At 71.6% G+C, this 21739-nt stretch carries 22 protein-coding genes and 1 riboswitch; of the genes, 12 read left to right on the forward strand and 10 right to left on the reverse strand.

All coding sequences use genetic code 11. The annotated features are described in order from the left end of the window. Nucleotides 1–232 precede the first annotated feature (232 nt). A complete protein-coding gene (locus AC3CF1_RS29525) occupies nt 233–451 on the reverse strand; it encodes a hypothetical protein (protein WP_488451744.1) in 219 nt (72 codons plus the stop codon). Between the two features lie 165 nt (nt 452–616). Further along, the gene (locus tag AC3CF1_RS29530; RefSeq protein ID WP_488451745.1) at nt 617–757 is read right to left on the reverse strand and encodes a hypothetical protein; all 141 of its coding nucleotides are present in this window, start codon (nt 755–757) and stop codon (nt 617–619) included. A 47-nt stretch (nt 758–804) separates the two neighbouring features. Between AC3CF1_RS29530 and AC3CF1_RS29535 the strand changes: the two genes are divergently transcribed. Beyond that, nucleotides 805–2037, forward strand: a complete 1233-nt coding sequence (locus AC3CF1_RS29535) for a hypothetical protein (RefSeq protein WP_488451746.1) — start codon at nt 805–807, stop codon at nt 2035–2037. A 104-nt stretch (nt 2038–2141) separates the two neighbouring features. Here AC3CF1_RS29535 and AC3CF1_RS29540 read toward each other — a convergent pair whose 3' ends face one another. Further along, a complete protein-coding gene (locus tag AC3CF1_RS29540; protein ID WP_354980463.1) occupies nt 2142–2678 on the reverse strand; it encodes a GNAT family N-acetyltransferase in 537 nt (178 codons plus the stop codon). A 73-nt stretch (nt 2679–2751) separates the two neighbouring features. Here AC3CF1_RS29540 and AC3CF1_RS29545 point away from each other — a divergent pair, with 73 nt between their 5' ends. Genes AC3CF1_RS29545 through AC3CF1_RS29560 form a run of 4 tightly spaced genes read left to right on the forward strand, consistent with a single transcriptional unit; the run spans nt 2752 to nt 5440 of the window. Then, a complete protein-coding gene (locus AC3CF1_RS29545) occupies nt 2752–3003 on the forward strand; it encodes an acyl carrier protein (protein WP_354942165.1) in 252 nt (83 codons plus the stop codon). Further along, complete coding sequence (locus AC3CF1_RS29550; RefSeq protein ID WP_354980464.1) at nt 3000–4259, forward strand: AMP-binding protein; 1260 nt, start codon at nt 3000–3002, stop codon at nt 4257–4259. The genes AC3CF1_RS29545 and AC3CF1_RS29550 overlap by 4 nt, the downstream gene beginning before the upstream one ends. Further along, complete coding sequence (locus tag AC3CF1_RS29555; protein WP_354980465.1) at nt 4252–5007, forward strand: SDR family NAD(P)-dependent oxidoreductase; 756 nt, start codon at nt 4252–4254, stop codon at nt 5005–5007. The genes AC3CF1_RS29550 and AC3CF1_RS29555 overlap by 8 nt, the downstream gene beginning before the upstream one ends. Further along, entirely contained in the window at nt 4991–5440 is a 450-nt protein-coding gene (locus AC3CF1_RS29560) for a hypothetical protein (protein ID WP_355161983.1), read from the forward strand. Before AC3CF1_RS29555 ends, AC3CF1_RS29560 begins: the two co-directional genes overlap by 17 nt. Nucleotides 5441–5532: 92 nt before the next feature. Here the strand turns inward: AC3CF1_RS29560 and pseI are convergent, their stop codons facing one another. Both pseI and AC3CF1_RS29570 read right to left on the reverse strand, forming a co-directional pair. Beyond that, entirely contained in the window at nt 5533–6585 is a 1053-nt protein-coding gene (gene pseI, locus AC3CF1_RS29565; RefSeq protein ID WP_488451747.1) for a pseudaminic acid synthase, read from the reverse strand. A gap of 133 nt (nt 6586–6718) precedes the next feature. Beyond that, nucleotides 6719–7888, reverse strand: a complete 1170-nt coding sequence (locus AC3CF1_RS29570) for a glycosyltransferase family 2 protein (protein ID WP_488451748.1) — start codon at nt 7886–7888, stop codon at nt 6719–6721. 288 nt (nt 7889–8176) lie between these two features. Here AC3CF1_RS29570 and AC3CF1_RS29575 point away from each other — a divergent pair, with 288 nt between their 5' ends. The 4 genes from AC3CF1_RS29575 to AC3CF1_RS29590 all read left to right on the forward strand — a co-directional run bounded on the left by AC3CF1_RS29575 (nt 8177) and on the right by AC3CF1_RS29590 (nt 12276). After that, nucleotides 8177–9388: an acyltransferase family protein gene (locus tag AC3CF1_RS29575; protein WP_354980469.1), complete on the forward strand. Its 1212-nt coding sequence runs from the start codon at nt 8177–8179 to the stop codon at nt 9386–9388. A 93-nt stretch (nt 9389–9481) separates the two neighbouring features. Further along, nucleotides 9482–9868 (forward strand): hypothetical protein, encoded by a 387-nt coding sequence (locus AC3CF1_RS29580; RefSeq protein WP_488451749.1) that lies wholly within the window; start codon nt 9482–9484, stop codon nt 9866–9868. Nucleotides 9869–9998: 130 nt separating this feature from the next. Continuing rightward, nucleotides 9999–10769, forward strand: coding sequence for a hypothetical protein (locus tag AC3CF1_RS29585; protein ID WP_488451750.1), 771 nt, complete (start codon nt 9999–10001; stop codon nt 10767–10769). Nucleotides 10770–11053: 284 nt separating this feature from the next. Then, nucleotides 11054–11195: riboswitch (cyclic di-AMP (ydaO/yuaA leader) on the forward strand. Between the two features lie 232 nt (nt 11196–11427). Continuing rightward, nucleotides 11428–12276 carry a C39 family peptidase gene (locus AC3CF1_RS29590; protein WP_354980472.1) on the forward strand — a complete coding sequence of 283 codons (849 nt, stop codon included), beginning with the start codon at nt 11428–11430 and terminating at the stop codon, nt 12274–12276. Between the two features lie 106 nt (nt 12277–12382). Here AC3CF1_RS29590 and AC3CF1_RS29595 read toward each other — a convergent pair whose 3' ends face one another. Continuing rightward, entirely contained in the window at nt 12383–13426 is a 1044-nt protein-coding gene (locus tag AC3CF1_RS29595) for a hypothetical protein (protein WP_488451751.1), read from the reverse strand. Nucleotides 13427–13566: 140 nt separating this feature from the next. Here AC3CF1_RS29595 and AC3CF1_RS29600 point away from each other — a divergent pair, with 140 nt between their 5' ends. Beyond that, a complete protein-coding gene (locus AC3CF1_RS29600; protein WP_354980474.1) occupies nt 13567–14313 on the forward strand; it encodes an alpha/beta fold hydrolase in 747 nt (248 codons plus the stop codon). Between the two features lie 61 nt (nt 14314–14374). Continuing rightward, complete coding sequence (locus AC3CF1_RS29605; protein WP_354980475.1) at nt 14375–15682, forward strand: hypothetical protein; 1308 nt, start codon at nt 14375–14377, stop codon at nt 15680–15682. Nucleotides 15683–15698: 16 nt separating this feature from the next. On the opposite strand, the gene AC3CF1_RS29610 is transcribed toward AC3CF1_RS29605, so the two are convergent. The 4 genes from AC3CF1_RS29610 to AC3CF1_RS29625 form a co-directional block, all read right to left on the reverse strand. Then, nucleotides 15699–17387, reverse strand: a complete 1689-nt coding sequence (locus AC3CF1_RS29610) for a CDP-glycerol glycerophosphotransferase family protein (protein WP_488451752.1) — start codon at nt 17385–17387, stop codon at nt 15699–15701. Between the two features lie 33 nt (nt 17388–17420). Continuing rightward, entirely contained in the window at nt 17421–18938 is a 1518-nt protein-coding gene (locus AC3CF1_RS29615; RefSeq protein WP_354980477.1) for a D-ribitol-5-phosphate cytidylyltransferase, read from the reverse strand. 143 nt (nt 18939–19081) lie between these two features. After that, nucleotides 19082–19858 carry an ABC transporter ATP-binding protein gene (locus AC3CF1_RS29620; RefSeq protein WP_179783768.1) on the reverse strand — a complete coding sequence of 259 codons (777 nt, stop codon included), beginning with the start codon at nt 19856–19858 and terminating at the stop codon, nt 19082–19084. Nucleotides 19859–19892: 34 nt separating this feature from the next. Further along, a complete protein-coding gene (locus AC3CF1_RS29625; RefSeq protein WP_355162886.1) occupies nt 19893–20786 on the reverse strand; it encodes an ABC transporter permease in 894 nt (297 codons plus the stop codon). 179 nt (nt 20787–20965) lie between these two features. Here AC3CF1_RS29625 and AC3CF1_RS29630 point away from each other — a divergent pair, with 179 nt between their 5' ends. Continuing rightward, a complete protein-coding gene (locus tag AC3CF1_RS29630) occupies nt 20966–21604 on the forward strand; it encodes a TetR/AcrR family transcriptional regulator (protein WP_355162888.1) in 639 nt (212 codons plus the stop codon). Nucleotides 21605–21739 lie beyond the last annotated feature (135 nt).

Here is a 21739-nt window from a genome sequence, read left to right on the forward strand (position 1 = left end):
CTAGCCATGGCGGGTTAACTCCCCGGCGTTCGCGGGTTAATCGCGACCCCTGCTCCTGTGAATGCCGGGCACCGCGTAGGCGAACACTTCCGGCCCGCCCGCAACGGGCCTGACCTGGCCACATTGGGCCGTTACAGTGACCGCGCGAGTGGCCCGGCAGCCCCCTTCCCAGCCGGTCACCGCGTTCACCCGACCTCCGCACCGGCCCGGTGCGGGTGGCTCATCCCGAGCGTCACCGACGCGGGCCCACCTGCCCGCCGGGTTCGCGCGGGCCGGTCCGGCTGGCAACTCTGGAGGCGTTGATGGCATCCGGTAGCGACGTGATCGAACGGCCGGAGGCGGTGGCGGCGACGTCCGAGGCCGCACCCGCGCGCCGCTGGGTGGTGCCGCTGCTGCTGGTCGTCGGTTGGGTGCTCGGCGTCGCCTGGCGGATGTGGCTGTCCCGGCACATCGTGCTGCCTATCGCGCACACCGACGAGGACAGCTACCTGAACACCGCCCGCGCGCTGGCCGGCGGGCCGGGTGGCTTCAGCAGCGAGAACGACCTGCTGCGCCGGGTCGGCTACCCGATGCTGATCTCGCCGGCGTTCCTCGGGGACCGGGACTTCACCGACAGCTACCGGCTCGTCCAGCTGATCAACGCGATGGTGAACTCGACGTTGCTGCCGTTGGCGTACCTGCTCGGTCGCCGCCTGCTCCGGCTGCGCCGGTCGTACGCGCTGCTCGGCGCGGTCGCGGCGGCGACCCTGCCGGCCACCGCCTTCTACACGGGCGTCGCGATGATCGACACGGTGATCGGCGCCGTTGGTGGTTGCCTGGCTGCTCGCCGTGCACCGCTGGATCGAGCGGCCCGGCCCGCTCGCCGCCGCCACCGTCGGTCTGCTGGTCGGCGGGTTCCACCTGCTGCACTCCCGGGGCCTGGTGATCGTGGCGGTGCACGCCGGGTTGGTCCTGCTGCTGTTCGCCCGCCGCCGGATCAGCCCGCCCGCGATTCTCGCGGCGCTGCTGCCGGTGCTCGCCCTGGCGCTCGTCAACGACGCAGCCATCCGTCACCTCGGCGACAAGGTCTACCTGCTGGGCAGCACGCCCGGCGGTGGCACGGTCGAGGCGCTCGCCTCCGCCCAGGGGGTGGTCCGCGTCAGCGCGGGCGTCGCCACCCAGCTCTGGTACCTCGTGGTGATCACCTTCGGGATGGCGGGGGTGGCCTGGGCCGCCGCCGTGCGCGAGCTGTGGCGCCCACGGCACGGCGACGCCGTCCGCTGGACGATGGGTGTGGCGCTGGTGGTGACCGTCGGGGTCGCCGGCGGCGCGTCGGTGATCCTGGCCGGTGTCACCGGCAAGCCGCTGGACGCGATCTACGGCCGCTACGTGCAGATGCTGGCGCCGTTCTGGCTGCTGGTCGGGCTCGGGGTGCTGCTCACCGCCGGCCGCCGGGTGGTCCTGCGTCGGGCCGTCGTCGCGGTGGCGGTGCTGGTCGGCGGCGGCGCCCTGATCGCCGTCCGGCTCGCGTACGTGGCCAGTCGAGGCCACCGGCTGCGCTACGGCGGTTTCAGCGCACCGGACCTGGTGGCGTTGACCGGGGGCCTGCGGGAGATGCGGCCGGTGATCGGGTCGCTCGTCGGCATCGCCGGCTGTCTGCTGCTCGTGGCCACCGTGCTGGTGCCCCGACTGCGAATGCCGGTGCTCGTCGTGCTCGTCGTGGTCAACCTCGTCACCATGCAGGTGATCGACCACCGCATCGTGCGGCCCGCCGTCGCGAGCACCGCGCCGACGCCCCGGGTCGCCGACGTCGGCGTACGCCCCGGCGAGCGGGTGTGGGCCTCGACCGGCGTGCACTACGTCACCCGGTTCAACCTCAGCCACCAGGTGACCTGGACAGACGTCCGGTGGTTCAGCGAGCAGCCGCCGGCCGCGGCGCAGGTGGTGTTCGCCCGCTGGGCGCCCGGGCAGGTCGACGACTGGGACGGCACCGCGTACGGCTTCGTTCGGCTCGGCGGCAACCCGGTGCAGCACTGGGCGGCCTGGCGACGAGCCTGACCCGCCGCGCTCTCGGTGGAAAACCGCTGTCCATGAACGGCGGATGTCCACCGGGAGCACTGTCGGTTAATGGTTTGGGACGGCGGCGGAAATATGTGCGGCAATCAGCGCTGGCGACGATCGGCGCGAGCCAGGGAAATCGGGATGACAGTGATTTCCCGACCGTCGGACAGCTCCTGTCGTGGGGTGCCCTCGACGAATCGGAAACGTCGGTTCATCTGCCGTACGACGGTATTGTGCCCGAGCACCTCACCGTCGAGGCGGTCCAGGTGCAGCCCGTCGAAGGCGTACTCGACGGCCTCCCGCATCACCCCCAGCCAGGCGGGCAGGGTCTCGCCCCGCCCGTCCAGCCCGTCGGCGTCGAGATAGAAGCCCCACGCTCCCGACCGAGGGCTCTCCAACCGCAGGTCAAAGAAGGTGACCACACCGCAGGGCAGGTCCTCGCGGACGTACATCAGAACCCGCCGGGACGGGTCGTCCCGGACCGCCGACCACCACCGGGCGTGCTCCTCGGCGGTGATCTCGTGACTGGTCTTGCTGACCTGACGGTTCGTTTCCTGATTACGCCAGGACAACATCAGGTGAACGTCGTCCGCCGTCGCTTCGCGCAGCACGTGCGTCTCGCTTTCTAATCTGTTCACGTCCGGTCGGAGCACCTTACCCGGGTCTACCGGGAAAGCAGATATGCATTCGCTGGGTTGTAGACTGCGGCGCATGAACGAATTGAGTCGCGCGCAGATTCGCGACCTCATGGCTCAGGTGCTCAAGAACCAGGACAAGGAGCTGCCCGCGGACGACGCGGCACAGTTGCGGGAGATCGGTTTCCGGTCGCTCGACTTCTCCGAGCTGGCCCTGCGGGTGGAGGACGAGACGGGGGAGGAGCTCAACTTCGACGCCCCCGGCCTGCGCCGCATCGCCACCGTCTCCGACGTCCTCGACTTCCTCGTCGAGCTCCAACACCAGTGACCGTCGCGACGGCGGGTCACCCCACACCGGCGCGTCCGGAGCCGGCTGGTGTCGACAACCGGCTCGTCGTCGGTGGCGCCACGCTGACCTGGCGTTCGCTACCAACGCCCACAGTGCCCGACCCGGCGGCGGTGCTCGCCCACTCCGCCCTGCACGCGCTCACCGCCGCCCGGCAGCACGCCGTGTACGGCACCGAGCTGCTGCTGAGCACCGCGAGTCGGGTCGACACGGTGATGCGCGCCGAGCTGCTGGAGGCCGGGTTCACCGTGAGCGTCCTCGACGACGAGGGCGTGCACCCGAGCGCCCCGACCCGGCCGCGAGCCGCCGAGCCCGGCCGACTGTGGCTGCTGACCTCGGGCTCGACCGGGCGCCCCAAGCGGGTCGGGCACACCCTGGACACGCTGACCACCGTGCGGGGCGACCAGCCCGACCGCACCTGGCTGTGCCCGTACGCCCCCGGCACGTACGCCTGGTGGCAGGTGGTCACGCTGTCGCTGACCCACCCCGGTCAGCACCTGGTGGTGGTGGAGCCCGACGAGCTGGACGACTGGCCCATGGTCGCGGCTGCGCACGGCGTCGACGCCGCCTCCGGCACCCCCACGTTCTGGCGTCGCACCCTCTACCGCGATGCCGCCGCGCTGGCCCGGGTGCCGTTGCGGCAGATCACCCTCGGTGGTGAGCCGGTGGACCAGGCCATCCTGGATCAGCTCCGCGACGTCTTCCCCACGGCCCGGATCTCCTGGATCTACGCGTCCTCGGAGGTGGGGGCGTCCATTGTGGTGCACGACGGGCGGGCCGGCTTCCCGGTCGACTGGCTGGACCGGGAGAGCCCCGGCCGGCCGACGCTCTCCGTCCGCGACGACGAGCTGGTGGTCACCTCCCCGTACCACGGTGCCGGGTTGGCCGGCCCGATCCGCACCGGCGATCGGGTGCAGGTGCTGGACGGCCGGGTGCTGATCACCGGCCGACTGGATTCCGACGAGATCAACGTCGGTGGCAGCAAGGTCTCCGCCGGGGTGGTCCGCAATGTGCTGGCCGGCCATCCGGCGGTGGCCTGGGCCCGCGTGACCGGCCGCCGCGCACCGGTGCTCGGCCGGATGGTGGTCGCCGAGGTGGTCCTCGACCCGGCCGACCCCGTCGACGAGGCCACGTTGGTCCGCTGGTGCGCCAGCCGGCTTCCCGAGCACGCGGTGCCACGCCGCATCCGCGTGCTGACCGAGATTCCCGTCAAGGAGACCCTGAAGAGCGATGTCTGACCCCGCCGACACCCAGCTCGTCCCACCCAGCTCCGTGGTCCTCGTCTCCGGTGGCTCCCGGGGGCTGGGCCTGGCCATCGTCACCGACCTGCTCGACGCCGGCGTGCGGGTGGCCGCGTTCGCCCGTAGCGTCACCCCGGAGCTGGAGAAACTCGTCGCCGAGCATCCCGACGAGGTGTGTGTCGGCTCGGTGGACGTCACCGACCTGCGCGCCGCGCAGAGCTTCGTGCGCGAGGTGGAGCAGCGCCTCGGCCCGATCGACGGCATCGTCAACAACGCGGCCATCGGGCAGGACTCCCTGCACGTTCACACCGCCACCGACGACATCGCCCGGATCATCGAGACCAACCTGACCGCCCCGCTGCAACTGACCCGGCTGGTGGTCCGCCGGATGCTCGGCAAGGGGCTACGCGGGCGGATCGTCAACATCACCTCGATCTGCGCGCAGCGCGGCTTCCCGGGCCTGGTGGCGTACTCGGCCACGAAGGGCGGCATGGACGCCGCCACGCGCTCGCTCGCACGGGAGTTGGGCGGCCGGGTGCTGGTCAACGCGGTGGCGCCCGGCTTCTTCGCCTCGGAGATGTCCGCAGTGCTCGGCCCGACCCAGCTTGAGCAGATCGTCCGCCGTACCCCGACCGGTCACCTGACCGAGCCGGAGGAGGTCGTGCCGGTCGTACGGATGCTGCTGCGGGAGCACACCAACATCAACGGCCAGGTCATCGTGGTGGACGGTGCCGCCTCCATCTGACCTGGACCGGCTGGTCCGTCCCCGTCCGGTGCCGGGTCTGCTCGTCGCCGCCGAGCGGCACCTGCGGATCGGCGCTCCCGCCGACCTGACCGATGCCGTGACCCGCAGTCACCTCGACGACGGGCGGTGCGTCGGCTGGTACGGCCCGCCGACACCCGGATGGCGGGTGGCCATCGACGCGGAATGCGTGGCCGCTCCGGTGCCTCCGGCGCTGGCCCGCCGGTTCGGTGTGGAGGACTTCTGGGCGCGGTGGACCCGCGCCGAGTGCTGCTGCAAGCTGGCCGACGTCCCGGTGGCGGCGTGGTGGCGTCGCCACGGGCTGGGTACGCCGGCCGACGGCTCGGCGGTTTGGCGGACCCTCTGGACGGCCGACCTGGTGGTGACCGTCGGCTTCGGACCCGATGGCCGGAGTACCGCCGGCTGCCGCCTGTAGAGCTGCCCCACATCTGGGGCAGCTCTACAGGCGCTCAGGTGAGCCCGCCGGGCCGGGCTGCCTCCGCTCGGCGGCCCGGCCTCGGGCGACGGTCAGATCAGGTCCCAGCTCAGGGGAGTGCCGCGGGGGACGTTGGTCGTGAAGGTGCGGCCCAGCACCCGGTCGATCTCCACCGGGGCAAGCCCGCCGGCCGGTCGGATCGACCGGACATTGTGGGCGGTCACCGGATCGCCGGCCCGCACGTCCTCGACCACGAACAGCGAACGGCGGAACCGCAGCCCCTCCCGCTCGGCCGGGGTCGGGCCGATCGCGGTCCCACCCAGTGCCGCGTACGCGCGGCCGGACTCGGCGACCAGGGCGGTCAGCTCCGCCGGGTTCAGCGAGAAGTCCGAGTCCACGCCGCCGTCGGCCCGGTCCAGCGTGACGTGCTTCTCGATGAAGCAGGCACCGAGCGCCACCGAGGCGACCGCCACCCCGATGCCGGGCGTGTGGTCGGACAGCCCGACCGGCACGTCGAACGCACCGGCCAGCACGGGCAGCCGGCGCAGGTTGCTGTCGGCCGGCGGCGCCGGGTAGGACGCGGTGCAGGCCAGCAGGACGATGCCCGCCGCGCCACCGTCACGGGCGGTGCGCACGGCGGCGTCGATCTCGGCGACCGTCGCCATGCCGGTGGAGATCACCATCGGTTTGCCGGTGCTGGCCACGAGCCGGATCAGCGGCAGGTCGACCAGCTCCGAAGAAGCGATCTTGTACGCGGGCGCGTCCAGTGACTCCAGCAGCTCCACGGCGGTCGCGTCGAACGGTGACGAGAAGACGGTCAGACCGCGCTCCCGCGCCCGCTCGAAGATCGGGGCGTGCCACTCGTACGGGGTGTGCGCCCGCTCGTAGAGGCGGTACAGGCTCTCCCCGCCCCACAGCTCGTGCCCACTGGAGATCCGGAACGCCGGGGTGTCGACGTCGATGGTGATGGTGTCCGGCCGGTACGTCTGGAGCTTCAGCGCGTGCGCCCCGCTCACGGCCACCGCGTCGACGATGGCCAGCGCCCGGTTCAGATCGCCGTTGTGGTTGCCGGACATCTCGGCCACCACGAACGGTCGCTCCCCGGCACCGACCACGTGTGGTCCGATCTTGATTGTCGCCGTCATTCCGACCTCTGCTCACTGACGCCCGCACCGGGGTGCGGTGGTGCTGTCGTCGTCCACCCGGCGGGCGGGCGACCTGGAGAACCAGGGCGCCGGAAACCAACCCGGCCTCCGGCGTGCTGTGCGGTGGGTGCGGTCACGACCGGCGGCTCCCGGCCAGCGCGTCGCGCCGATCCGTTGCCACGGCGAGCCCGTCGACCGCTGTCGCGGTGCCCGTTGCTCGGCCAGGGTCGTCGTCGGCGGTGACCGAACCCGCGCCGCTGTCGACAGCCGCCGGGCCGGGTCGGCGCAGGCGACCAGCGACCCGGTGCGCCTGGCGCAGCGCCGAGTACGCCAGCCAGTCACCGCGCCCGACGAGGCGGTGCTTGAGCCCGGCCACGCCCGACGGCACGGGGTAGCCGCCGGTGGGCAGATACCGGCGGTAGTGCTCGGCGGCCCGGTGGAAGAAGTCCCGCCGCAGATGGGGGTGCAGCCGACCGTCGTTGCCCACCACCACCAGGTAGTGGCTGATCATCAGCTGGAACAGCTCGGCCTGCAACCGCTCGTCCGGGTGCTTCCGGGCGACCCAGTCCAACAGTCGCTCGTACTGGGCGAACGCGTCGAAGTGCCGGCCACTGCGGGTGGAGGTGATCGCGCCGTGCCGGCCCTGCCGGTACAGGTAGCAGACCCGGTCCAGCACGGAGATCTTCTCGGCGCCGATCAGCAGGGGATGGCTGAACGGGATGTCCTCGTACCAGCCAGGGAAGAACCGCAGCTCCAGTTGGTCCAGGAAGTCCCGGCGGACCACCTTGTTCCAGGCGGTGTGCTGCACCCGCAACAGCTGCGGCTGGTCGTCCAGGCGGTTGACGCCGGGGATCGCGCGCAACAGATGACTGCTCGCGTCGACCTCCCGCCGGCCGTCCTCGTGCACCCGCAAGTGGTCCAGCATCAACACGTCGGGCTCGTGCTGGCGCAACCGGTCCAGCACCGCCGGGATCGTGCCGGGCGGCACCCAGTCGTCACTGTCGATGAACCAGACGTACCGGCCGGTGGCGACGTCGAGCCCGGCGTTGCGGGCCAGGCCCAGACCCACGTTGCTGCTCAGGTGCACGACGCGGACGCCGTCGTGGCCGGCGGCGTAGGAGCGCAGCATGTCGCCGCAGCCGTCCGGGGAGGCGTCGTCGACGGCGATCAGCTCGACGGCGTCCGACTCGCCCGCCGGGACGTCGGCCCGGATCGACTCGAGGCACTGGTACAGGTACGCCTCGACGCCGTAAACGGGCACGACGATGCTCAGCAGCGGTGCGTGCGTCGGCTCATTGACCACGCCCGCCACCTTCGGCGACCAGGGTGGCCGGCCCCGGAACCCGGTGTGGCCGCCGGTGGTGGAGTCTCTGAACTCCCGCCCGACGAAAGGTTAACGACGGCCGGCCGGCGCCTGCCCGGCCCGGGAATGACGGGGTGGGATGCGTCCGGTTCACCCGGGAGTGACCCGGTAGGGTGCCTCGGTGCGGCCCTGCTGGGCCGTCGCGGGCGTCGCCGTCGCGCCGTCCGACGCCGCGCCGCGGAGGGATACGAACGTGCTGGTGACCCTGCCGAGCTTCAGGATCCCGGCATGACGAGCGCTCCCGCGGTGTCGGCCGACCGACCAGCCCTCACGTCGGCCCGGCTGCCCTCGCTGACCGGGCTGCGCTGGATCGCCGCGTTGCTGGTCTTCGGTTTCCACGCGGGCACCATGCGGATCATCGCCGAGCCGAACTACAAGGCGGTGATCGACGCGCTGTTCACCCTCGGCCTGTCCGGGGTCCAGTTCTTCTTCATCCTCAGCGGTTTCGTGCTGGTCTGGTCGGCCCGGGACGGCGACTCCCCGCTCGCCTTCTGGCGGCGACGGGTCGCCAAGATCTACCCCAACCACCTGGTGCTGTTCGGGGCGACGCTGCTGGTCGCCTGGTGGTTCGCCGACCCGGTCCTGCCGGCCGCCGCGCTGGAGAACCTGTTGCTGTTGCAGGCCTGGGACCCCCGGCCGGGCTGGTTCTACAGCATCAACACGGTGAGCTGGTCGCTGTCCTGCGAGTTCTTCTTCTACCTGTGCCTGCCACTGGCCCTGCCGCTGCTGCGCCGGGCCCGGCCCAGGCTGCTCTGGGTGCTGATCGTCGCGCTGCCGCTGCTGATTCTCGCGCTCTGGCCGGCCCAGCAGCTGGTCCCGGAGGTGAGCCGGTGGTGGTTCACCCAGATCTTCCCGCCGGCACGGTCACTGGAGTTCTGGTTGGGCGCGGTGGCGGCCGAGTTGATGCGCCGGGGTCTCTGGCGCGGCCCGGGACTGACCGTCGCCACCGTGATCTTCCTGGGCACCTGGGTGGCAGCCGCGCAGTGGATCCGCGCGGAGTTGTGGACCACGCTGCTCGCGGTCGCGTACCTGTTGGTGATCACCGCCGCCGCGAACGCGGACGTGTCGAACAAGCGCTCGCCGTGGCGGTCTCGGCCGCTGGTCTGGCTCGGTGAGGTCTCCTTCGCCTTCTACCTGGTCCACGTGCTGGTGATGACGAGTGTGCTGCGCTGGAGCGGTGACTGGGGGACCGGGTTCGAGGGCTGGCGTGGCCCGGCCGTGGTGCTCGGCTTCCTGGTGGCGAACCTGGTCCTCGCCGGGTTGCTGCACCGCTACGTCGAGACTCCGATGATGCGCCGGCTCGCGCCCCGCCGTCCGGCCCGACCGGCGCCCGTCCCCCGACAACGCACGGCCGAATCGGATGCCGCCCGGCCGCAGATCGGCGCCGCCGGCGAGGGTGACCAGAGCGGCGGCCGATCGCCGTACGTCGACTCGCGCTGACACTGTCCACCCTGCTCAGCGGGGTTCGGCGCGGCGTGAGCCGACACGCCCGTGGTCGGTGCGCACGGGTCGGCGCGGCGGTAGCGTGGGGACGTGCTTCCGGTCGCGATCACCTGTCCGCTGTGGTGGGTGGCGCGCTGGGCGACACGGGTGCTGACCAGCCTCGCCGTCGTCGCGGCCCTGGCGCTTGGCGCGGGCCCGACCTCGGCCGCTGTGCCACCTCCGTTCGCCCTCGGTGCACTTCCGGCGTCCTGCCCGTTCAGTTCCTCGGCGGGCACCGCCCACACGACCCAGGCGGTCCCCGAGGGGGTCGTCGAGGAGTCCTCCGCTGCCTGGTCCGACGACGCTCAGCCAGCGCCGCCCGACGGCCAGGGCGTCATCCCGACCGGTGTGCTGCCGGTGCGCGCCGCCGGGCCTGACCGGCTGCCCCTCGCCGACGGCCCGAGCAGCCGGGCACCCCGGGCCCCACCCGGGCGCTGAGCCACCGGGACGAGCGTCCCGACGCCGCGCCTGTCGACCCACCAGCACCGCTCCGCCGACCCGTGCTCCGCCGCGGCCAGGTGGCCGGTGCCGATCCCCATCGCACTGCTCTCTCCCCGAGGTGCCGACCATGAAGACCGCTGTCTTCTACCAGTTCGTGACCGAGGTGCCGCAGGCCGCCGCCATCTGGTCGACCCTGTTCCTGCTGACCCTGGGTCTGCTCGCCCTGCTGGTTGCCCGCCCGGAGCGGGACCGGCCCACGGGTGATCCGCTCCCAGCCCCGCCCACCGCTCGGGAGGTGGCCGCCGCCGAGGCCGTCGACCTGCACCGGTACGCCGAGGAGGTGGCCGTCGCCGCAGCCGGCGCGGCCAGGACCGCCCAGCGACGACGTGTTGCCTGGCTGACCGCTCAGGAGGAGATGGAGCGGGCCTGGGCCGGGTACGACGAGGCGGACACCGCTGCCCGTCGCTTCGCTGGTGCCGGGGCGCTACCCACCCCCTGCACCCCCCACACCCCCGCCGAGTACGCCGCCCGGGAGCGCTATCTGCACCGGGCGGCGATGGCGGCGTACTGGCGGGGCGACCTGACCATGGCGCAGCTCGGCGACGTGTTCGCGCACCGGCGCGGCTGGGATCCCCGGCGGCATCCGGTCGAGCAGGAGGTGCTGCTCAGCCGGGCGGTCCGGGACGCGCGACTGGCCGACTACGAGGCTGCCGCCACCCGGGAGCGGGCCGCATGGCGGGACGCGGAGCTGGCCGCCGAGTCGGTACGCGTCCTCAACGCTGAGGCGTACGCGGCGGCGGCCCGGCTGCGGCCGGCCCCGCTGCCCGCTCGCCGGGCGGCGACCGGGGCGTTCCGACCCGCAGTCGTGGCACGGTGGCGCCCGGCCCGGATCAGTTGAGCCCGATCCGTGACGTGAGCCGGGTCACGCCGATACCGAATCGGTCGTCCGGCACGATCGGCCCGATTGTTCCCGTGATTGTGGCCGCATTATCGGCGGCCTGTCCGGTTGTCGCCCGTTGGCGACTCCGTAACCGCTTGTCCCATCGAGTCACGTCAGCGGCAAGACGCGCAGAAATTGGCGCGTGAATTCGGGTTTGCGCAGGTGAACCTGGCTTGGCAGGGTGTGGGCGGCCCAGTAGTGTCGTCCCGTCCGGTGCGGTAACCGATCGCAAGAGGCGACGCCGCGCCGACCCGCTCAATCGTGATGAACGAACCGGGGACCCATCAGTAAGTCCGGGGTGAATCCGCGAGCCATGGCCCGCGGTAGGGCGATCTTCCCGCCCGAATCCGTCAGCTAACCCGGTAGGCGGTGTCGGAAGGAGTTCCATCCTCGTGCAGCACCTTTCCACCCCTCGGTTGTTCCTTCGCCTCCACGGCGTAGCGGTGCCCCCGCTCATTCGTCCAGTGACGGTGAGCTGACCCCCCGGGTCATCGCCTAACCGCCCGGCCACGCCGGGCGTTCCCCTGAGCGGTTCACCATCCGCGGACCATCGTCCGCGCGCTGGCGCCTGCCCGGATGCCGGTCCGGCCCCGGTGTGCCGCTCTCCCCCCGATCCGTGGAGGACCCCGTGAAGCACACCCTGAAGCGTCAGCTCCGCCGCCTCACCACCGAGCGTCCGTACCAGATCGTTGCCGCCTCCGCCGCGGCCCTCGCCATCGCCACCACCACCGGCGCCATGCTCACCACCGCCGACGACGCGCCGGCCGGCCAGCGCACCGCGACCACTGTCGCCGAGATGCGCAGCGACGTCGCCGCCTCCCGCGGCGAGGTGCGCGAGGCGTCCCCGTCGGCCAGTGCCGCGCCGACCACCGCAGCCCCGGCCACCACCGCCGCGTCACCCGCGGCCAAGGCCAGCAGCAACCCGGACCTGACCCGTAAGCCGGAGCGGCCGAAGCCGCCGGCGACGAAGGTGCTCGACTACGACTACGAGGCGCAGAACACGTACTACAACTGCGGCCCGGCAGCTACCCGTAACGCGCTCAGCGCCGCCGGCGTCGACCGCACCCAGAATGAGCTCGGCGCCGAGCTGGGCACCACCGAGATGGGCACCAACTCGGCCCTGGACACCACCCGGGTGCTCAACGCCGAGGTGAAGGGCTCCCCGTACCGGACCCGGATGTTCGCCGGCGCGCCCAGCCCGGCCCAGATGGACCAGCTCCAGGCCGACGTCGTCAAGGCCATCACCGACGGCCGTGGCGTGGTCGCCAACGTCGTCGGCGACGCCACCGACACCAACGGCGGCTGGCACTCCTACGGTGGCGGTCACTACATCGCCGTCGTGGGCTACAAGGACAACGGCCGCACCGTGCGGATCGCCGACTCGGCGAACCCGGCCGACGCGTCGTACTGGATCACCACGATCAACCTGGCCAACTGGATCGCCAGCCGGGGCTACTCCGCCTGACCCAGGCACGCTGGACCGCCGCGGGCGCCGTCCCCCACAAGGGGCCGGCGCCCGCGGCGTCTTCGTCCGTGCCGTCAGCAGCCTGTGCCGTCAGCAGGCCGTGCGGTCAGTAGGCGATGAAGCCGTACAGCGCGAGGTGGTTCGACTTCGTCCCGCCGACCGTGTGGTCGATCGTGGACGGTCGCACACCGCCGTTCAGGAAGAGGTAGTCGATCTTGCTGGAGCCGCTGGTGGCCTTCGAGCCGTAACCGGTCATGCCGTAACCGCTCAACGTGCCGGCCCCGATGCCCGTACGGTTCGCGTCGATCCCCACGACGCGGATCGTGGAGGCGTTCAGCAGGGTGGTCGCGTCCGCGCCGAGGTGGATGCCGGTGTTGGCGATGCCCCGGTCCCCGTCGCCGGCGCAGGCGTTCTGCCGGTTCTCCTGGGGCAGGTGCATGGTCGCGGCGAACACACTCGTGCCGGTCGCCTTGATGGTGAACCGGGCCGCGATGGCGCTGGTCCGCTTCCACTTGTAGAAGTCGGTGCTGTCCGGGTCGCTGTTCGGCGGCTTGTACAGCGTGCATCCGGCGCCGTTGGAATACGCCGTGCCCGGCTTGAGCCAGCCCGCGCTCCAGTATTTCGAGACGTCGCCGCTGGCGAGGCTCAGCGTCCGCTTGTTCCAGATGATGCCGTTGGTCTGCTTCTTCTTGAGATCCCCGAGCGACTGGGAGCTGCACTTGTGCGTGCTGCCCCACGGCTCCGGGTCGCTCCACGCCACGATCGCCCCGTAGCTGCCCGCCGGGTAGCCGAACTTCGCCGACAGCTGGTCGGCGTACGCCTCGGCCTGGCCGGTGCCGCGTACCTGTTGCACGATCAGGATGTCGGGCGCGACCACGCCACTGGTGCCGGTGCGACCGGCGTCGTCGACCAGGATCGACGTCAGGTGGTCCGGTCCGGAGATGCGGGTGCAGCTGCCGTCGGAGTTGTTCACCACCAGGTTCTCGATGTTGTTGTTGTAGACCCGCAGGACCCGGTCGGCCGCCGCGACCACCTCGGCGCTCCGCGCGGGGCCGTTCGGGGGCGTGCCGAGCGCGGGGGCACTCAGGGCCGTGCCGAGCGTGACGACCGCCAGGGCTGCGACAAGTGCGGACCGATGTCTCGTCAGCACCGTGGACTCCTCTCCGCGACGGGATCGACAGATGAGGCTCCCCGTCGAGGCGCCGAACTCTACAGAGGATCCTCCCGTCGCGGGGGTGGCGCGGATGACGACTCTCGTACCAGGGCCGTGAACCGTGGGAGACTGCCGCCGTGGTGGATGAATCGGGTGGTCACACCGGCCGTGGGCCGGTCCTGCTGCTGCTGCACGGCATGGGTGCGACTGGCGACGTGTGGCTGCCCTGGGCGCCGTACCTCGAGCAGCACTGGCCCGGGCGGTGGCTGGCACCGGACCTGGCCGGCCACGGCTGGGCGCCGCCGCTGCCGTCGTACTCGTTCGCTGGTTTCGCCCAGCGGATCGCGCAGGCCCTCGCCCCCGACGACCGGCTCGTCGTGCTCGGGCACTCGCTGGGCGGGGTGGTCGGCCTCGCGTTGGCCGCCCGCGCCGCCGGGACGCCGGTGGACGCGGTGGTCGGGCTGGGCATCAAGGCGGTCTGGTCGCCCGTGGAGCTGACCCGCGCCGCCGAACTGGCCGCCCGCCCGGTCAGTTGGTTCGCCACCCGCGCCGAGGCGGCCCGGCGCCACCTGCGTGTCTCCGGGCTGGCTGGCCTCGTGCCGCCGGACGACCCGGTGGTGGACGCCGGTCTCCGTCAGGTCGACGGCCGCTGGCGCCTCGCCATGGATCCGGCCGCGTTCGCCGTCGGTGAGCCCGACCTGGCCGCGCTGCTCGCGGCCACCGACGTGCCGGTGGTGCTGGCGCGCGGCGAGCACGACCCGATGGTCACCGACGAACAGCTCAAGGAGTACGGCGTACCGGTCGCCACACTGCCCGGGCTCGGGCACAACGCGCACGTGGAGGACCCGGCCGCGGTGCTGGCGCTGCTGGACCCGTACCGCTGAGCTTCGTCGCGGGTGTAAACCGGTAGTGGCGGCGTACCCCGACGCATACCATCCCGCGTTGATGTCCACTGTCGAGCCAGCCCTGATCACCACCGTGAGCCTGAACGTCGTCGACGCTCGACTCGACGACGCGGCGCGTCGCTGCCGACCGCTCGTCGCGTCGCTCGGCGCGGTGAGCTTCAAGGCGTCCCGAACCGAGGTCGATGGCCCCCGCAGCGGGGTGAACCTGGACCTCACGCTGACGCCGGCCGCCCCGTCGGCGTCCGGCGGGGAGGCGGTGCGCCAGGTGGCCGCCCCTCTGCTGGAGCGATTCCGGTGGGGCCGTGGTGATCTGGACGTCGAGGAGTCGGCGGCGGGCTACCCGACGGGCTTCGCCGCCGGTAGGGAGCGGACGGCCGACGGGGTGACGCCGATCTGCGTGTCCATCTGTGCGTTCGGTGACACGGCAGGGGAGTGGTGGGACCCGCCGGAGTGGCTGCCGGCCGACGAATCCGTCCTGTCCGTCCGCCGACGGGTCAGGCGACTGCCGGCGGCGGCGTCCGACGACGACGTGGTGGCCCGGGTGCACGCCCGGCTGACGGCCCCGGATCTCGACACCGCCCTGGTCAGCTGCCTTCCACTGCTCGGGCGACCGCACGTGTGGTCCGCCGACCTCCACCCGTTGGCGGTCGACGGGGGCGGCGTCTGGGGGCTGGCCCTGCTCCTGGTGCTGCCTCTGGTCGATGTGTCACCGCAGGCCCCCTTCGGGAGCGGGGTGGACGCCCTGGCCGCCGAGTTCGGATTGCGGACGGGGCACCTGCGCAGGTCGCCGCTCGGGAGCTGGATGGTGGCGGCGATGGAGGCGAACCGGCCCCTTACCGAAGCGCCGACGGTTGAGGCGCTGTACGTGCGGACCGGCATCGACCCGTTCGACCCGGGGCCGGTCGACCGGCCGGTGGAGACCCGGGAGATGGTGCTCAGAGGCCGGAATGAGGACGGTCCGGACGAGGCCGAGTTGATCAGCGCGATCGAGGAGGCGTTGCGGGACGCCGTACGGGTCGTGCTGACGGTCGACGTCGTCGGCCCGGTCGCGGACGCAGCGGCCATCGTCCGGGACGTCGTGGGGATTGACGAGGAGGACATCGAGTCGGTCAGCAGCGAGACCCTCACCGACGGGCGGCGGAGAATCGTGGCACACCTCGGGGCCACGCTGATGGGCGCCGAGGAGGTGCTGCGGTTCGCCGTCGCCTCCTCCGAACTCCAGCCGTGGGAGTGGTCGCTCCCCGAGTCGGCCGACGGCCTGGCGACAGCCGAATGGCATGCGCCGGCCGGCGCGTCCGGGATCGTCCGGGTCGAGCTGAACGCGGGGGATCGGCTCGGATTGAGCTAGGGCCCAGCGGTCCGGATCAGGCGAGGGGGGAGAGCTGCGGCGAACGCTCGGCCGCGGGGTCCTCTACCGGCTCCAGCTCTCGGCGGGCCGCGCTCAGGAACGCCTCGGCGTACGACTCGGCCGGGAAGTCGCCAAGGTAACGCCGGCGGGTGGCCCAGCGCTCCGCAGCCAGCGGGTCGGTGTCCAACAGGTCGGTCAGCACAGCGTCCACGTTGGACATGTCCCGCCGCAGCACGTACCCCGAACCGGCCAACGGGAAGCGCTCCGTGAACCGGTCGCCCGCGTCACCCATGTCGGTGACCGCGTACGGCTTGCCCGAGTAGAGGTAGTCCGAGATCACTCCGGACACGTCGGAGACCAGCGCGTCGGAGGAGTTGACGCACTCGGTCAGGCTCAGCTCCCGGGCCGCCGCGCCGACCACGTGCCGGCGGCCGGTGCGGGCACGGTCGGCGACGAGCAGCTCGGTGAGCCGGCCCAACTGGCGCGCCGACGCCGGGTTCTGCGCCGTGTACGGGTGGGCCCGCAGGATCACTGTCGCGCCGCGCGCGAGCAGCCGACGCATCAGCTCCTCGGCCACCGGCAGCGAGCAGTAGTCGGCGTCGGCGTGGTGCCCGGTCCAGGTGGGGGTGTAGAGCACTGTGGGGTTGGCCAACCCCCGCGCCGGCTCCGCGCGTACCTCGATCGACTCCACCTGCGGGCGGCCGACCACCACGAACTTGTCCGCGGGAATCTGCACGCCGGCGCGGGCGTACCGGTCGATCGCGGCCTGCCCGGCCACGAAGATCCGGTCGAAGATCCCGGACACCGGGTTGGCGCTGGGTGCCTTGTCGCTGTCGCCGTGGTGCAGCTGGATGTGGGTGAGCTGGGTGAACCGGATGCAGTGGCTGTTCTTCGCGCCGTGGTTGACGTAGAACGCCGCCCGCAGGCTCGGCACCAGCGCCTCGTCCATGGCCCGCAGGGTGGGGCAGTAGACCACCGGCGCGTCGGTGGCCGCGGCGATCGGGGCCAGGAACTCCGGCTCCCGCAGCACGACCAGGAATGGCCGGCCGATCCGTTGAAGGTACGGCAGCCACATGGTGACCTGGTATTCCGAGCCGGGCGGCGCGGAGAAGTAGAGCAGGAACTCCGGTTGGTGCCGGCGCAGCGCCCGGCCCACCGCCCCGCCCCCGGCGCTCGGCCGGAACCGCCGCCGGGCCAGGTCCAGTGCGACCACACCGGTGCCCGCGCCGACCAGCAGGCTGCCGGCCAGCGCGACCCACGCGGGAAGAGCGAGCGCGGCGGCGAGCGCCAGGGCGGTGAGCAGCGCCAGCAGGGCGCTGCCGAGTCGGTCCGCGAAGAGCGGCGTCCAGGCGCGCACCGGCAGGTTCGCCGCCCGGATCTCCAGGTTGGCGGCGGTACGCAGGGGACCCACCAGCAGCACCAGCCCCAGCAGGACCAGGGCGGTGGCGACGAGCGCGAGGTTCAGCCCGTCGTCCAGCCGCCGCGAGTAACCCACCAGGATCGCGGCGGCGATCAGCGTCGTCTCCGCGACGAGGTCAGCGCCGGGGCGGATGCGCTGCTCGGCGGCCGAGGCGACCACCGCGGCGACGGCCAGCGTCAGGCCCCAGCCGGTGGCGCCGGTGAGCGCCAGCACGACAAAGGCCAGCACGGCCAACCCGGTGCTCAGGCACCGGGCAGCCAGCTTTCGGACCAGGTCGCCGCGCATGTCGCTCCGTTCGTGGTTCCGCAGCCGTGGGCGTCAGTTCGCCGAGGCCGCACCGGCCGGCACCTCGACCTGACCAGGCCCGGACTGGGCCGGCACGGTCGGCGTGGGCCCGTCGCCGGGTGCCCGGCGTACGTCGATCACCTGGCCGGTCAGATCGGAGATCAGCACGTCCAGCGACGACTGGGCGACGGCCTCCGCAGCGAGCAGGGTGTGCTCCGGCTCCTCGCCGAAGGCCCGCGTCCGCATCGGCGTGGCGGTCCGCTCCGGGTTGATGCAGTTGACGCGTACGCCCACGTCGGCCCACTCGTCGGCGAGCGCCTGGGTCAGGTTGACCAGGGCGGCCTTGGTGGCCGAGTAGAGCGCGTAGCGGGCCCGGCCCCGGGTGTAGGAGCTGGAGGTGTAGAGCAGCAGCTGGCCCTTGGTCTGCTGGAGGTAGGGCAGTGCCTGGCGGGCGATGGTCACCGGGCCGACGAAGTTGACCTGGAGCACCCGGTCCATGGTCTCCTCGTCCATCTCGGCGAGGTTGCCCTTCTCCAGGATCCCGGCGGTGACCACCACGTGGTCGATCCGGCCGGTGGCCTCGAAAGCGGTCGTCAGCGCGGCCTCGACGTCCTCGGCCCGCTCCACGTGGGTGCCGGTGGTGGAACGGCTGAACGGGAAGACCTGGGCGCCGTAGCGCCGGGCCAGCTCGGTCAGCTCGTGGCCGATGCCGTAGCTGCCGCCGAACACCACGATGGTGCGGCCGGTCAGCTCCTCGCTGTAGCTGCGGTGGTCGGTCAGCCGGGGTGCCTGCGCCGCGGCGAGCTGGAAGAGCTTGTCCGCCAGGTGCACGTCGACCGGGTGGGTGACCTTGATGTTCTCGTCGGAGCCGTCGATCACCTTGATCGGGGTGCCGGGCAGGTAGCGCAGCACCACACCGCAGTCGTCGGTGGCGGCGAAGTTCGGGTCGCCCTCGGCGATCCGGTACGCCTCGCGGATGGTGGGGGAGCGGAACGCCTGCGGGGTCTGCCCACGGCGCAGCCGGGAGCGCACCGGGATGTCGGTGATGCAGTCGTTGTCGTCGACCTGGATGATCGTGTCCGCGGACGGGATGGCCACGTCCACGGCGTCGTAGGTCCACAGCGCGTTGACGCACTCGCGCACGATCCGCCCGCTGAGCAGTGGGCGCACCGCGTCGTGGAAGAGGATGTTGCAGTCCGCCGGGCCGACCGCGTCCAGCGCGATCCGGGTGGTGGCGTTGCGGGTGTCACCACCCTCGATCACCTTGGTGACCTTGCGCAGGCCGGCCTTGTCGACGATCTGCTGGGCGTCGTCGACGTGACCGGACGCCATCAGCACGATGATCTCGTCGATCTCCGGTGCCGTCTCGAAGACCGCCAGGGTGTGCTCGATGATCGGCTTGCCGGCGATCTTCAGCAGTTGCTTCGGGATGCCGAGGCCCAGGCGGGTCCCGGTGCCTCCGGCCAGAACCACGGCCACCGTCCGCGAGGGCCGCCACGGCGTCGGGGTCTCCGCTTCGGCGTCCGGGCCAGTGGTCTGGTCCTGCGTCATTGCCGGATCCTCACTCTCAGGGATGCTTTAACGGAAGGTTCCGCCCGAGCGGCGACGGAATGAACCTTAACGCGCGGACCGCGCCGCCCCAACGCGGGCGACGCGGTCCGTGGCGCCGTGTCGATGCTGGTGTTCGCGGACCTCTACTTGCTGTTCGCGTACGCCTCGTAGGCCCGGATGACCTCGTCGGTGGGCCCGTCCATCCGCAGGACGCCCGATTCCAGCCAGATCGTCCGCTCGCAGGTGTCCCGCACCGAGGAGAGCTGGTGGCTGACCAGGAACACAGTGCCCGCGCCCTCCCGCAACTCGCGCACCCGCTGCTCGCTGCGCTTGCGGAAGCCCTTGTCACCGGTGGCGAGCGCCTCGTCGATCAGCAGCACGTCGTGCTTCTTGGCGGCGGCGATGGAGAACCGCAGCCGGGCCGCCATGCCGGAGGAGTATGTCCGCATCGGCAGGCTGGCGAAGTCGCCCCGCTCGTTGATCCCGGAGAATTCGATGATCCCGGCGGCCTGCTTGGCCACGTCGTCGGGGTCCATGCCCATGGCCAGGCACCCGAGGGTGACGTTGCGCTCGCCCGAGAGGTCGTTGAGCAGGGCGGCGTTCACGCCCAGCAGCGACGGTTGCCCCTGGGTGTAGATCGCGCCCCGGTTGACCGGCAGCAGGCCGGCGATGGCCCGCAGGATGGTGGACTTGCCGGAGCCGTTGCTGCCGATCAGCCCGATCGCCTCGCCCCGGTACGCGGTGAAGGAGATTCCCTTGACCGCGTGCACCTCCCGGATGTTCGGGGCGTTGGTGCGCTTGACCAGCCGGCGCAGCGCGGCCACCGGCGTGGTGCCACCGCCGGCGCCCTGGTGCACCCGGTAGATGATGTGCGCGTCGTCCACGACCACTGTCGGGATGCGCTCCTGCGTCGACGTCATCGTCGCGCTCGCCTCGATGGGGGCGTCGAACTGCTCAGCCACGGCCGTACTCCTGTTCCCCGCGCCAGAAGTAGAGGAAGCCGCCCAGGCCGGCGAGCAGCGCCCACCCGCCGCCGACCAGCCAGAGCTGGGTCAGCGACTCGTTGAGCAGTGGTGCTTCCTCCATCAGCGTGTACCGCGCGAGCTCGATGTAGACCAGGATCGGGTTGTACTGCACCAGCGTCGTGGCCCAGCTCGGCAGCCGCTCGAAGAGGCTGACGCTGTAGAGGACGCCGGAGCCGTACATCCAGGTGCGCAGGATGAACGGCATGACCTGCTTCAGGTCGGTCGACTTGGAACCCAACCGGGCCACCGTCAGCACGACGCCGGCGTTGAACACCGCCTGCAGGAGCAGGGTCGGCACCAGCAGCAGCCACTCCCACGTGAGCGGCTCGCCGGTGACCAGCACGATGCCGATCAACACCACCATCGACGCCAGCAGTTGCTGGAACTGCGTCAGCGTCGTGGACAGCGGCAGGCTGGCCCGGGGGAAGTGCAGTGCCCGGATCAGCCCCAGGTTGCTGCTGATCGCCTGGGTGCCGGTCAGGACCGCGCTCTGGGTGAAGTTGAAGATGAACAGCCCGGTGGTGAGGTAGGCGATGTAGTTCGGCATGTCGTTCTGTGCCAGCACCACCCCGAAGATCAGGTAGTAGACCGCCGCATTGGTCAGCGGGGTGAGCACCTGCCAGAGCTGACCCAGCTTGGCGTTGCTGTACGAGGCGACCAGCTTGGCGTTGGCGTACGCGGCGATGAAGTGCCGGTAGGCCCATAGTTGGCGGCTGTACTCGACGACGCTGGGGCGCTCACCGGCGACCCGTAGCCCGTGCCGAGCGGCCAGCTGCGCCTGGGTCAGGCCCGTGTCGGGGTCGACCAGCGCGGTGGTGGCCATGGAAATGGCGCTCCGATCTTTCGTGCAGACGGGGTGGCTCGCGACGATGGGATCCTAGTGGGAAATGTGCGCGGGGCGCCGCCTCGTCGCTGCGTGGACAGTAGTCCGAAACACGTCGGGACGCAACCGTATCGTCGTTGCGTTACTCTGGTCGGCGTGACCTGCGATAAGAGCTCTCGATGACCACCGAGAAGAGGCGGGCCCCTGCTGGAGCGGCGGTGCTGCGTGACGAGATCACCACGGCGATCCGTCGCGCGCTGATGCAGGAGCTCGCCGCCGTCGGCTACGGCCGGCTCTCCATCGAGGCGGTGGCCCGGCGGGCCGGCGTCAGCAAGACGGCGATCTATCGACGCTGGAACTCGAAGCTCGACCTGGTGCTGGAGATCGTCGCCGCGGCGGCACAGGGCAAGTTGCCGGCACTGGACACCGGCACCCTGCGCGGTGATCTCGCCCTGCTGTTCCAGGCGGTGTCGCACGCGCTGCGTCACCCGCTGGCGTCGCAGATCATCCCGGACCTGCTGGCCGAGGCCGCCCGCAACCCCAGCATCGACGAGACGCTTCGTCAGGTGGTGTACGCCCGCCAACAGGAGATCGGCGGTCGGCTGGTCACCAGCGCCGTGCGGCGCGGCGAACTGCCTGCCGACACGGACCCGGATGCGGCGATCGACCTCATCGTCGGCCCGCTCTACTGGCGGCTCGCCATCGCCCGGCTCCCGCTCACCGACAGATACCTCGACAACCTGGTCGAATCCGTGGCCGCCGGGCTCGGCGCCGACAGTGCCCTGCCCCGCCCTCGGGCGGCCCCGATCTCGGGCTGACCAGGCACCCGACACTCGGTCGCCCGCAGCAGCGGTACGTCTGTCCGATTCCGCTAGGCTGCCCCCTTGATACCCGGCTGTCGTCGATCAGACATCCGCTTTTCGCCTCCCCAAATCCACCGCCGGACGACAAGG

The sequence above is a fragment of the Micromonospora sp. MGP-C2 genome (genome assembly GCF_057766525.1).